The following is a 12,213-nucleotide window of genomic DNA, read 5'->3' as shown; positions in this document are numbered from 1 at the left end:
AAAGCCGCTGGGTTTGGTGGCGCTGAGGGCGTTGGGCTGCGTGCTTGGTCACGGGATAGTCCTCTAAAAATAGAAAAACTTTCTAATAAATTTGCAGCAACTGTACTTTTATAATACAAATGTGTCAAACTAATCGAAATTAAGTATAGAAATGAGCTGCCAAGATGACGTCATCGCCCGCTACTCAGGGAACATTGAGCAAAACGGATCGCACTCGCCTGCGACTGGTTGCAGCCGTTCGTAAGGAACTGGAGGGCAGCGGAAGCTTCAATGCTGAAAAGGTTGCCCGGCGTGCCAAGACCTCAACCGCCACCTTTTACAACCATTTCGAGTCGCAAGACGAAGCCTTTGATGCGGCTTATCGGGCGTTGATGGATGATCTGGTGCGGCATGTTACCGACGGGCTGCAAGTGGAGCGGCTGCTGGACGTGGGGCTTGAAACGTTTGCGGCCCAGTGGGTCGCGGGGTGTGTTCGCTTTTTCCGTTCGAACAGTGTGCTGTTTGCTCTATCGCAGGCCAAGGCACTGAGTTCTGCTGCAGTGCGAGAGGTTTATGCCGACAGCGAGAAACGCGCGATTGATCATTGCGAGCGCTTTGTTCGCCTTGGTCAGAGTGCACGGCTTTTCAGGGCGGGCGAGGCAAGAGACATCGCGCGGGCAATGATGATTCTGTCGGAGGGATACAACAATCCGGCGGTCTTGCAAATGGCGCCCGGAGACGCCTTGCATCGAGAACTGGGCGGCGTCATCGCCCGTTTGTTGGAAAACACTGACGCCTGATTAGGACGTGTAATTGGTAGCGTTTGTTTGCAGCGTTTTTTTGGAGATTGACACGTGAAACCCTGGATTCGCGCGATGATCGCGCACGCCATTATTTTTCTGTTGGCCGGAGCCGTCGTCCTGGCGGCCAGCCCTGCATCAATTCAACTGGCTGGCTGGCCACTGTTCGCCATTTGTGCGGTGATTGGCTTCGTTGTGCAGTGGGTCGTTTTTATTCCGTCCTATCTGGCACAGACCGAGCACTATTTCGACCTGACCGGCAGTCTGACCTATATAACACTGGTCATCATTGCGCTGGTCTACGGCAATGCCGACCCACGTTCGTTGCTGTTGGGTGTGCTGGTGCTTATCTGGGCCGGGCGCCTTGGATCATTTCTGTTTCTGCGTATTCGCCGGGCGGGCAAAGATCCACGCTTTGACGCGATTAAGGGGATCTTTCCACGTTTCTTAAGCACGTGGAGTCTGCAAGGGCTCTGGGTTCTGCTGACGCTGGCCTGTGCACTGGCGGCAATGACCGGTGAGCAAAGTCAGCCGCTGGGGCTGATCGGTGGTATCGGATTTGTCGTCTGGCTCTGTGGTTTTGCAATCGAGGCTGTGGCAGATCGGCAAAAGAATACTTTTCGCACTGACCCGAACAATGCCGGGCGCTTTATTCAAACTGGGCTGTGGGCCTGGTCGAGACATCCCAACTACTTTGGCGAGATCGTTTTATGGTTTGGAGTCGCGATTATCGCCTTTCCGGTTTTGCAGGGGTGGCAATACGTCACCTTGATCTCACCGGTTTTTGTTGCCGTGCTACTCACCCGTGTCAGCGGTGTGCCCCTGCTTGAACAGCGCGCTGATAAAGAATGGGGTGATAACGCGGAGTACCAACGCTACAAGGCCGCAACGCCCTCTTTGATACCACGTCCGCCTAAAAACAAGTAACCCGAAACAAATCACTGACAAGGAATTGCAATGCCTACTACCCTCGTGAATCGTGTGGACAGCACACTCCCTGAACACGATGAACATCCCTATCGCAGTGGCGCTTGGACTCCAAACTTTGAGGAAGTCACTGCAACGGACATGGAGGTCATCGGTGAGATTCCCAAAGATATCAGCGGTGTTTATCTGAGAAACACGGAAAATCCGGTGCACGAATCTATTGGTAAATATCACCCATTCGACGGCGATGGCATGTTGCACATGATGCGTTTTACCAATGGCAAGGTGGAGTATCGCAATCGCTTTGTGCGCACACGAGGCTTTGCTGCCGAGGCAGAAGCGGGCGGTCCCTTATGGATTGGTATGGCCGGCAAACCAGAAAATTCAAAACGCCCCGGCTGGGGTGCGCATGAGCACCTGAAAGACTCTTCTTCTACCGATGTTGTCGTTCATGCGGGAGAGGCGTTATCGACGTTTTGGCAGTGCGGCGAGGGCTATCGTCTCGATCCTTACACTCTCGATAATTTGGGTATAGAAGCATGGACACCCATCGACGGCATTTCGGCCCACCCCAAGGTTGACGAGAAAACCGGGGAGCTGCTGTTTTTCAATTACTCTAAGCACGCGCCCTATATGCACTACGGCGTGGTGGGTGCGGACAACCGCCTCAAACACTACGTGCCGGTAGATCTGCCGGGGCCGCGATTACCCCACGATATGGCGTTCTCGAAGAACTATGCGATTCTCAATGATTTCCCCATGTTCTGGCATGAGGAGCTGTTGAAACAGAACATGCATGTACCCGTGATGCATGATTTGCCGTCACGTTTTGCTGTCATTCCGCGTTTCGGCCAGCCCGAAGACATACGTTGGTTTGAGGCAGAGTCGACCTATGTACTTCACTGGACCAATGCCTGGGAAGAGGGTGACGAGCTGGTGTTGGATGGCTACTTCCAGAATAATCCCGAGCCGCCGCCGTTGGATTTTGGTCCCGAGAAATATCGTCAACTGTATGCCTTCTTGAACATGCATGGAGTGAAGCCGCAACTGCACCGGTGGCGATTTAACCTCAAAGATGGCACAACCCGAGAAGAAGTGCTTTACGACGAGGAAGTCGTAGAATTTGGCACGATCAATCAGCAATACGCAGGTGTAAAAAACCGCTACGTGTACAGCACCACGTTGAAGGAGGGCTGGTTCCTGTTCACAGGCCTGATTAAGCACGACCTCGAAACCGGCACGGCTCAACGTTACGATTTTGGGGATGAAGTCTACGGTTCCGAGGCTCCCTTCGTGCCGCGCGAAGGCGCTAAAGATGAAGATGACGGTTATCTGGTTAGCTTTCTTACTGACATGAAGCGCAATCGTTCCACGTGTGTTTTGATCGACGCAAAAAATATCGAGGCCGGTCCTGTTTGCGAGATTGTTCTGCCACACCGCATTTGCAGTGGTACTCACGCTTGCTGGGCTTCGGACCAGCAAATCGCCAACAACTTTGATTAAAACAGGACGTTATTCTCAAGCCTTCAATGTCAGGAGACGCAAATGAGTGAAGTGTTTATTCTCGGCGGCGCACAAACCGACTTTGGTCGCAACTGGACGCGCGATGACAAAAGCCTGTTTGATCTGTTTGCGACTTCCGTTAACAGCGGCCTCGAAAATTGCCAACTGGATGCGAAAGAGGTCGAGGTTGGCCATGTCGGTAACTTTGTGGCGGAACTGTTTACCGGCCAGGGTATGCTCGGCGGTTTCTTCGGTCATGTTCACCCAGATTTTGCCGGTATGCCGGCTTCACGTCACGAGGGAGCCTGCGCCTCCGGTTCGTTGGCGATGCTAGCTGCAATGCGGGACATCGAGAGCGGACACTACGACCTGGCGTGTGTGGCCGGGGTTGAGCTGATGCGCAACGTTAGTGGCGATATCGCGGCCAATAACCTTGGTGCTGCGTGCTGGGTGGGTCGTGAAGCCACGCAGGTTAAGTATGTTTGGCCGGCGATGTTTTCCGATCTGGCGCAAGAGTATGAGCGCCGCTATGGACTCAAACATGACCACTTGAGTGAGATCGCGCGGATCAACTTTAGCAATGCCAAACGTAACCCCAACGCCCAAACGCGTAGCTGGACGTTTGCCGAAAACAGCTTTAGCCAGGACGAACGCGACAACCCAGTGGTAGAGGGGTGGATGCGGCGCCACGATTGCAGTCAGATCACCGACGGCGCGGCGGTTGTATTTCTGGCCTCCGCGAAAAAGGCCAAGGAATACGCCGACAGACGGGGTATCGCCCTTGATTCCCTGCCGCGCATATTGGGTTGGGGGCATACGACGGCGCCGATGCTACAGCAGACTAAGATTGAATCCAGCCGAAACCAGGATTACGTTTTCCCTTGGACGCGCAAAGCAATAACGGACGCCTACCGGCGCGCGGGTATCGCCGGCCCCGAAGCGCTAGATGCCATCGAACTTCACGACTGTTTCACCATTACCGAATACATGGCCATTGAACACTTCGGTATTACCGCGCCTGGCGAAGCTTGGAAAGCCGTGGAAGAGGGGACTATCGCTTTTGACGGGCAACTTCCCATCAACCCTTCTGGCGGTCTCATTGGTCAGGGCCATCCCGTAGGCGCCACCGGTATCCGCATGGTGCTGGACGCCTGGCGGCAGACCACGGGTAACGCCGGAGATATGCAGGTGGCCGGTGCGAAAAAAATCGGTACTTATAATGTTGGTGGTTCCGCCACTACTAACGTGTCCTTTGTTGTGGGAGTTGCCTAGTGATGACAGATGCCTATATCTACGACGCTTTGCGTACACCGCGTGGCAAAGGCCAAGCGGCTACCCAGGATAAACCCGGCGGTGCTCTGAGCAGTATTGCTCCACACAGCATGGTCTCACAATTGATTGATGCATTAGCAGAACGCAACGGCGACGACGCCATGGGTGGCGTGGAGCGATTACTGCTAGGTTGTGTAGGGCAAGTGCGTTCCCAAGGCGGGCATATCGCGCTGGTAAGCCGGTTGGCGTCCCAATTACCGGACACTGTTGCCACCAAAACCCTCAACAACTACTGTGTGTCCGGCCTGAGTGCCGTGGGGGAATCTGCGCTGTGGGCGCAGGCCGGGCAACCGGGCCTGAGCTTGGCGGGTGGTGTGGAAAGTTTGTCGCAAGTGCCTTTCATGGCCGACAAGGCGGACTACTATCTCAACGACGACCTGCGCCGAGAATTGCGCTGGGCTTTGCCCGTTATGGGTGCAGAACTGATTGCTAGCCTTGAAGGCTACAATAAAGCAGAGTTGGATACGTTAAGCCTGGCTTCTCATCAGCGCGCGGTCGCTGCTTGGGATAACGGGCATTACGACAGCAGCGTCACACCCGTGCGACACGCCGACGGGAAGCTGGCGCTCGCGCGCGATGAATGGCTACGCCCAGATCTTACGCTGGAAAAACTCGCCAAATTGCCCCCGGCTTTTGCCGAAATAGGAGCGGCCGAAGCCGATGCCATGATGCTGGCTGCCTACCCCCAGCTGGGAACCATCAGCCACCTGCATTCGGTTGCGAACTGCCCCGGCTTGTCGGATGGGGCGGCGTTGGTATTAACCGGTTCTAAAGCTGCAGGTGAAGCCGCAGGCTTGAAACCGCGTGCACGCATACGCGCCTATGCCGAAGCTTCTGGCGATCCGGTTATCCAGTTTTCCGCAGGCTTTGATGCAATGGAAGCCGTTCTGAAACAGAGCAAGCTGAGTCTTGCTGATTTGGATCTGATCGAATTTATGGAAGCCTTCGCGGCAACGCCACTAAAATTTCTGCGCAACTACGAGGTCGACCCCGATAAGGTTAACGTCAATGGCGGCCTTATCGCTATTGGACATGCACTCGGTGCTACAGGCGCCTCATTAGTCACGACACTGTTTCATGAGTTGGAGCGGCGCGATGCTGAGCTCGGTCTGGTCGTATGTCTTGCGGCAGGCGGAATTGGTTCGGCAATGGTGATAGAGCGCGTGTAGTGATTGTATTGCGTTCTCCAGATTTTTTTTGGCGAATGCAAAAATGATAGTTTTCTGGTTCGAGTGGGGAAGAGGCAGGCTTGGTGCACTCATATGCAATCTGCATCAGTGCGCGCGTATAAATATCGCAGAAAATTACGCGGCTTATTTCCAATTAGTTTTTGGGCTAGCCCAGCTACCTCAGCGCCGTCAGCCCAGAGACCTTTGAAGCAGCCTAAAAATCGCGGTGCTAAGTGTCCAGGTTAGGCAGGGAATTCCAACTCGCTCAACTCATGGGTTCAGGGATCTTTACCTCCATCGATAGCAGCATTTGAGCATAAGCTTTAGCCTGGGGATCTATTCGCAGCGAGGCACTACCGCCGCCCCCCAAAGCCTCTCTCATAAGGAAATTAAAACCGTTGATGCCGGGCAGCTCGTAGCGGTCGACACGGCCTTTGACCAGATGAGCGAAATAGTCGGCAACCGCCTTGGCGGTAAGCTGCTGGTACAGCCAAGGCAGGTATTCTGGCTTACGGGCGATGACGCCAATGTTGGCAATATCGCCTTTGTCACCGCTGCGTGCATAAGCTAATTTTTCCAGTGGCACACTAACAAGTTCGCTACTTCCTGTTATCGAAATGTTCGAATAGCGCTCGCCAGCTGCGGCGTCGGAACTCTCGGATTCGTAAGTCGTCTGACTAAGTATCTGGTCTCCGAGCTGCACGGTAACGGGTACTTTCGATTTTTCTAACAGCGCGGAATGCACGCGTATGAGGGGGGAGGGCTGTGCTCGGCCGCCGCCGAAGCCACTCATTCCCGGTGCTGCGGATGTAGCCAAGTACGCAAATTCACGCGATGCAAATCCAAGAGCTTCACGGCTGTTGTGATGTAGCCCGTACTTTGCCATGACCTCGCGGGTATCGCTTGCCTTGGCATGAGGTCCGTAGGTGGATTCGGCGCCAATGACTTCCAGACAGGTATCCCGGTAGCCTTCCAAGCCACGTTTTTCAAATTCACGTTCGGTACGCTGAACCCAGGCATTAAGGCTGCTGCGGGCTTTCTCGGCTGCTCGTGGCCCACCAATAAAAGCCATTCCCATCAGCCGATAGCCATCGATCCAAGTGGCGCAAGCTTTGTAGTACTGGCCTGGCGCGCGGCCGCGCGCACCGCTGACATGCACACGGTCGGTTCCACTGGCCTGAAGGTTGACTGCCGTAAAATCGCAGGCCACGTCGGGTAGTAGATAATTGGCTGGGTCGCCAATCTCGTACAGCATCTGCTCGCCAACGGTGCCGACATTCACCAAGCCACCGGTGTTTGGTGGAATGCAGATCTCGAAGGTTGCGTCTTCGCTGAATTCGGCGACCGGATAACTCATGGTCGAAAAATCCGGTACTAGATGCCAGTCGGTAAAGTTGCCGCCTGTACATTGTGCACCGCATTCCAGAATATGCCCTGCCAGCGCAGCTTGAGCCAAGGCATCGTAGTTATCCTGCTGCCACCCGTACTCGTGCATCAGTGGGCCAATGACGACCGCGCTATCAACCACTCGCCCGGTAACGATAATATCGGCACCAGCTGTCAGCGCCTCGGCAATGGGTTGTGCGCCTAAGTAGACGTTAAGACTCGCCAGCTTTTCTGGCAGCGGCGCACCGGTTTCCATTTCTATCAGGTCCGCGGCGAGTTCCGCCTGCCGATCACTCAGATCGTCTCCGTATACACCGGCGATTTTCAGATCGAGGCCTTTGTCGGTACACAGTGCCTGCAGGGCAGTGACACACGCCGGTACGTTTACCCCACCGGCGTTGGCGATCACCTTTATCCCTTTCTCGGCGCAGTCACTAATGACATCTTGCATGGCCACGGTGACAAACTCGACCGCATAGCCCTGGCGTTCATCCCGCGCTTTGGCTTTAGCCAGGATTCCCATCGTAATTTCGGCCAGATAGTCGAACACGAGGTAGTCGATGTCGCCCTTGTCGACGAGCTGGCGGGCGGCAAGTTGGCTATCGCCGTAAAACGCCGACGCGCCGCCGATTCTGACTTTCTTCATTCACCATCTCCTGACGCAATAGTTACCAGCAATTGACGGGATTTTACTTGTTGGCCAACGGAGCAGCTTACCGACTCCACCACGCCGTCCAGCGTTGCCTTTAGCTGATGTTCCATCTTCATGGCTTCCAGTACAGCAACAGTGTCGCCAGCGAAAACTGTCTGCCCCGGTTCAACAAAGATTGCAACAATTGAACCGTCCATGGTGGCCTTGATCTGACCACTGCCCGCAGCGAGCGCCGCAACCGCGGGTGCGTGTGTCAGATCAGTAAACAGAAAGTGACCGGTGCCACAATCCAGCGCCAGTGAATCGCCGTCAAAGGCAAAGCACACTTTTTCGCGTACTTGTTGGTAGACGATCGTGCAATGAGTGTGGTTCCAGCGTACGAGCTCAAGCTGGAAGGTTTCTTCGCCAACGGAAATGGAAAAGTGATCATTATCGTCCTTGAGAGATACGCGATAGTGCTCGCCTTCGAACTCCAGATCATAAACGTAACTCTTGGGGCTGCTGCGCCGCCAGTTATAGCCACTGGGGCTTTGGGCGACACCGCGCTGGAAGTAAATTAGCCCTGCCGTGGCCAGCGTCAATGCCGAGGGTTGGGTCACGCTCATGCTATCGTCATCGGCGAACATCTGTTCGATAAAAGCCGTGGTGGCGTTGCCCGCAATGAACTCGGGATGACGCAGAATGTTTTCCAGAAAAAGCTTATTGTTGTTCAAGCCAAGCAGCGTCGTATCAGTTACCGCTGAAGCGAGTTTACGCAAGGCCTCCTGTCGATTCTTGCCGTAAGCAATTAGCTTCGCCAGCATCGGATCGTAATGGGGACTGATTACTTGTCCTTCCGCTATGCCGTGATCAACACGAAAATCCTTTCTTTCAGGCCAGTCCCAGCGAAGCACGCGCCCGGTTTGCGGCATGAACTGATTGCGTGGGTCTTCTGCATACAATCTCACTTCCACGGCGTGACCTTGCAAGCGGATATCGTCTTGCGAGAGTGGAAGAGTTTCGCCGCAGGCCACCTGTAACTGCCAAGCCACCAGATCCTGCCCTGTAACAAGTTCCGTGACGGGATGCTCGACCTGGAGGCGTGTGTTCATCTCCAAGAAGTAGAAGTTTCGATCTTTGTCGACCAAAAACTCCACCGTACCCGCGCCGCGATATTTGCACGCAAGTGCGGCGTTCACTGCCGCTGCGCCCATGGCTGTGCGCAGGGTCTCGTCGACGAAAGGTGAGGGAGCCTCTTCGACGACCTTCTGGTGTCGTCGCTGCACAGAGCAATCGCGTTCACCCAGATATATGCAGTTGCCGTGGTTGTCAGCGAATACCTGTATCTCAATGTGTCGCGGCTCTATCACTGCACGCTCTAAAATAAGCTCGTCACTGCCAAAGGCCGATTGGGCTTCCGAGCGGGCGGTACGAATCTGTTCTGCAAGTTCACGCTCGTGATGCACCAAGCGCATCCCGCGACCGCCTCCGCCTGCAGATGCCTTCACCATAAGCGGAAAGCCGATACGCTTGGCTTCTGCAATCAAAGTGTTATCACTTTGATCCGCTCCTTCATAGCCGGGGATGCAGGGCACACCGGCTTCGATCATCGCAATCTTGGAAAGACGCTTGCTGCCCATCAATTCAATGGCTTCGGCGCCGGGGCCAATAAAGGTCAGGCCGGCAGCTTCACAGGCACGTGCAAAATCGGCATTTTCGGACAGAAAGCCGTAGCCGGGGTGAATGGCGTCGGCACCGGTTCGCTGCGCGGCCTCCAGAATTTTGTCAGAGCGAAGATAGGAGTCACCCACGGCCGGAGCGCCGATACAGACGCCCTGATCTGCCATTTGTACATGGGGCGCATCTGCATCCGCCTCGCTGTAGACGGCAACGGTGCGATAGCCCAGCTCGCGCGCCGTTCGAATTACGCGAACCGCAATTTCGCCGCGATTGGCAATCAGTACTTTCGTGATCGGGTTCGAGGTAATGGAGGTCATTGTTGTTCTCAACTCTGTTGTGCCCAGTTCGGTTTGCGTTTTTCCATAAAAGCCTGCGTGCCTTCTCGGCCCTCAGCGCCGGTAAGCGCGACAGCAAATCGGTCTGAAGCATGGTCTAACAGTGCTTCAAGCTCAGTCGAGTCAACTTGCAACATAAGGGCTTTGGTTTCTGCATTGGCACCTGGTGCGCAACGCTTAACGCTCGACAACGTTTTGGCTAGTTTTTCCTGAAGGGCTTCAGGGCTATCGGTGACATGATGTACCAGCCCAAGATTTTGCGCGTCCTGACCGCTGATGCGCTCGCCCGTCAGTGCTAATCGTCTTGCTTGCGTCAGGCCGATTCGTAAAACCACAAAGGGGGCGATCTGCGCGGGAATGATGCCGAGACCGGTTTCCGGCATTGCGAACATCGCCTGTTTATCGGCAATGGCGATATCGGAAACGCAGGCCAGGCCAAAGCCACCACCAAGCACCGCGCCCTCCAGCACGCACACGACGACCTGTGGCGCTTGGTTCACTAGCGTAATCATATGACCAAAACTGCGATTGAAATTCCATGCCGCCTGTTCCGGGGTGATGGCTTGGCCCTTATCGTTGTCTGTTCGCATGCCGCTGATATCACCCCCGGCGCAGAAGTTGCCTTTCGCACCGCGCAGCACCACGGTGCGAACGTTACGGTCGCCTTCAATTGCACTAAAAACAGCCATCATCTCTTCGACGAGGCGGTCGTTCATCGCGTTGCGCTTTTGAGGGCGATTGAGCGTAATGGTCAATACGCCGTCGTCCAGACTGAGCAAGAGCTCCTGACAAGTCGGTAGCACGGTGTGTCTCCTGGTTAATGCGGCATTTCGGGGCTAATCACAAACGGGCAATACCAAAGGTGTTGGGGTTTACCTCACGCTGGTCGCCCTCGATACAAACGCTCAGCGCAAAGGCGATCACTTCTCGCGTGTCGCGCGGATCGATAATGCCGTCGTCCCACAGTCGCGCGGTGTTTGCCAGTGCCTGTGATTTTGCGGTCATGGTGTCCACGGTGTCTTTTTCCAGTGCATCGAGCAGGTTGTCGTCGACCTGCCCCGCGCGCTTCATTTTGGCCTCAGCAACTTGGCGCATCACGCTGCCGGCTTGTGCAGGCCCCATGACCGAGACCACTGTGCGCGGCCAGGCAAACATAAAGCGAGGCTCCATACCTCGACCGCACATCGCGTAATTACCAGCGCCGTAGGAACCGCCAATGACAACGCTGATTCGCGGAACCTTGGCATTGGTAACCGCTTGAATGAGTTTTGCGCCATGTTTGATAATGCCGGCCTGCTCAGCTTCAGTGCCGACAATAAAGCCGGTGGTATTGTGTAGAAAAAGTAGTGGTGTCGTAGATTGCTCACACAGTTGGATAAATTGCCCGGCCTTGGCGGCGCCTTTGGCGGTAATAGGGCTATTGTTTCCAATGACGCCGCAACTTTGCCCTTCCAGCATGATGTGACCGCAGAGAGTGCCTGTGTCAAAGTCGGGTTTGAATTCGAGAAAATCCGAAGCATCGGCGATACGGGCTATTATTTCACGCATATCGAAGGGCTTTTTTGGATCTTCGGGTACGATTCCTAACAAATCGTCGCTAGGGTATAAGGGCTCCGAATAAGCGTTTTTCGGCGCGGCGAAACGGTTTTTATCCCAGCCCAATTTGCCAACGATTTCTCGGGCAATGCGAATGCCATCGGCATCGTTTTCTGCGAGATAGTCTGCCGTCCCAGCGACCTCGGCGTGCATTTCTGCACCGCCAATCTCTTCATCGGTAGCGACTTCACCGGTGGCGGCCTTTAATAATGCAGGGCCTGCCAGATACACAGTGGACTGTTTGCGAATCATGATCACATAGTCAGACAGGCCAGGCTGGTAGGCCCCGCCAGCGGTGGCACTCCCGTGGACGACGGTGATCTGTGGTATCCCCGCCGCTGAAAGCCGAGCTTGTGTGGCAAATGCCGAGCCCGAAGGTCCAAAGAAGTCACCAAGTAGCTTGAGGTTGCCACCGCCACTCTGTGCAAGTGTGATTAGGGGCAGTTTGTTTTCCATCGCGATATGCATCATGCGCTGACGCTTGGTGCTACCAAGCGGCGTAATGGTGCCGCCCTTGGTGAGATAGTCGTCCACCATCACCATGCAGCGAACGCCGGATACGTAGCCAATACCCGTAATACAGGAGCCTCCAGCACCGGAGCCATCACGGTCTTCTTCTTGCATATAACCGCAGAGGGTTGAAAGCTCGAGAAATGGTGCCCCGGCATCTAACAGGCTGCTCAGGCGCTCTCGTGGTGGTAGCAGGCCGCGTTCACGGTAGCGCGGGGCCTTGGCTTCAGCGGCCTCGACCACGCGCTGCTCTATCCCGCGGAACTCGTCAACCGCTTGTAGCATGACGCTGGTATTGTGCTGAAATAGCTCGGATTGCGCGTCTATTTGGGATTCGATTACGGCCATGCTCTTTCCTCTTTCAT

The 12,213-nt window shown here is 55.0% G+C and carries 9 protein-coding genes; 5 read left to right on the top strand and 4 right to left on the bottom strand.

Features of this window, described 5'->3' with window-relative positions:
* Positions 1 to 164 precede the first annotated feature (164 nt).
* The 5 genes from AC222A_RS17495 to AC222A_RS17475 are packed head-to-tail and all read left to right on the top strand — an operon-like array spanning position 165 to position 5,710.
* The gene (locus AC222A_RS17495) at positions 165 to 779 is read left to right on the top strand and encodes a TetR/AcrR family transcriptional regulator (protein ID WP_486775342.1); all 615 of its coding nucleotides are present in this window, start codon (positions 165 to 167) and stop codon (positions 777 to 779) included.
* A 54-nt stretch (positions 780 to 833) separates the two neighbouring features.
* Positions 834 to 1,706 (top strand): DUF1295 domain-containing protein, encoded by an 873-nt coding sequence (locus AC222A_RS17490; protein ID WP_372782207.1) that lies wholly within the window; start codon positions 834 to 836, stop codon positions 1,704 to 1,706.
* Positions 1,707 to 1,736: 30 nt separating this feature from the next.
* Positions 1,737 to 3,209, top strand: a complete 1,473-nt coding sequence (locus AC222A_RS17485; RefSeq protein WP_372759598.1) for a carotenoid oxygenase family protein — start codon at positions 1,737 to 1,739, stop codon at positions 3,207 to 3,209.
* A 42-nt stretch (positions 3,210 to 3,251) separates the two neighbouring features.
* Complete coding sequence (locus tag AC222A_RS17480; protein WP_372798498.1) at positions 3,252 to 4,481, top strand: acetyl-CoA acetyltransferase; 1,230 nt, start codon at positions 3,252 to 3,254, stop codon at positions 4,479 to 4,481.
* 2 nt (positions 4,482 to 4,483) lie between these two features.
* Positions 4,484 to 5,710 carry an acetyl-CoA C-acyltransferase gene (locus tag AC222A_RS17475; protein ID WP_372798504.1) on the top strand — a complete coding sequence of 409 codons (1,227 nt, stop codon included), beginning with the start codon at positions 4,484 to 4,486 and terminating at the stop codon, positions 5,708 to 5,710.
* Between the two features lie 265 nt (positions 5,711 to 5,975).
* Here AC222A_RS17475 and AC222A_RS17470 read toward each other — a convergent pair whose 3' ends face one another.
* From AC222A_RS17470 to AC222A_RS17455, 4 genes are read right to left on the bottom strand one after another with little or no spacing between them, the layout of a single operon-like run.
* On the bottom strand, positions 5,976 to 7,742 hold the full coding sequence (locus tag AC222A_RS17470; protein WP_372750585.1) for an acyclic terpene utilization AtuA family protein: 1,767 nt from the start codon (positions 7,740 to 7,742) through the stop codon (positions 5,976 to 5,978).
* Positions 7,739 to 9,724, bottom strand: coding sequence for an acetyl/propionyl/methylcrotonyl-CoA carboxylase subunit alpha (locus AC222A_RS17465; RefSeq protein WP_486775341.1), 1,986 nt, complete (start codon positions 9,722 to 9,724; stop codon positions 7,739 to 7,741). Before AC222A_RS17465 ends, AC222A_RS17470 begins: the two co-directional genes overlap by 4 nt.
* Before the next feature lie 8 nt (positions 9,725 to 9,732).
* Positions 9,733 to 10,545 carry an enoyl-CoA hydratase/isomerase family protein gene (locus AC222A_RS17460; protein WP_372810574.1) on the bottom strand — a complete coding sequence of 271 codons (813 nt, stop codon included), beginning with the start codon at positions 10,543 to 10,545 and terminating at the stop codon, positions 9,733 to 9,735.
* 37 nt (positions 10,546 to 10,582) lie between these two features.
* A complete protein-coding gene (locus AC222A_RS17455; protein ID WP_372749882.1) occupies positions 10,583 to 12,196 on the bottom strand; it encodes an acyl-CoA carboxylase subunit beta in 1,614 nt (537 codons plus the stop codon).
* Positions 12,197 to 12,213: the final 17 nt, after the last annotated feature.

The sequence above is a fragment of the Litorivivens sp. genome (assembly GCF_057445395.1).
This window is presented reverse-complemented; position numbering and strand designations above follow the sequence as displayed.

Bases quoted from the DNA above. Each gene is read 5' to 3' on its own strand.
- AC222A_RS17495 (WP_486775342.1), top strand. From the start codon at position 165: ATGACGTCATCGCCCGCTACTCAGGGAACATTGAGCAAAACGGATCGC.
- AC222A_RS17485 (WP_372759598.1), top strand. From the start codon at position 1,737: ATGCCTACTACCCTCGTGAATCGTGTGGACAGCACACTCCCTGAACAC.
- AC222A_RS17480 (WP_372798498.1), top strand. From the start codon at position 3,252: ATGAGTGAAGTGTTTATTCTCGGCGGCGCACAAACCGACTTTGGTCGC.
- AC222A_RS17475 (WP_372798504.1), top strand. From the start codon at position 4,484: ATGACAGATGCCTATATCTACGACGCTTTGCGTACACCGCGTGGCAAA.
- AC222A_RS17470 (WP_372750585.1), bottom strand. From the start codon at position 7,742: ATGAAGAAAGTCAGAATCGGCGGCGCGTCGGCGTTTTACGGCGATAGC.
- AC222A_RS17465 (WP_486775341.1), bottom strand. From the start codon at position 9,724: ATGACCTCCATTACCTCGAACCCGATCACGAAAGTACTGATTGCCAAT.
- AC222A_RS17455 (WP_372749882.1), bottom strand. From the start codon at position 12,196: ATGGCCGTAATCGAATCCCAAATAGACGCGCAATCCGAGCTATTTCAG.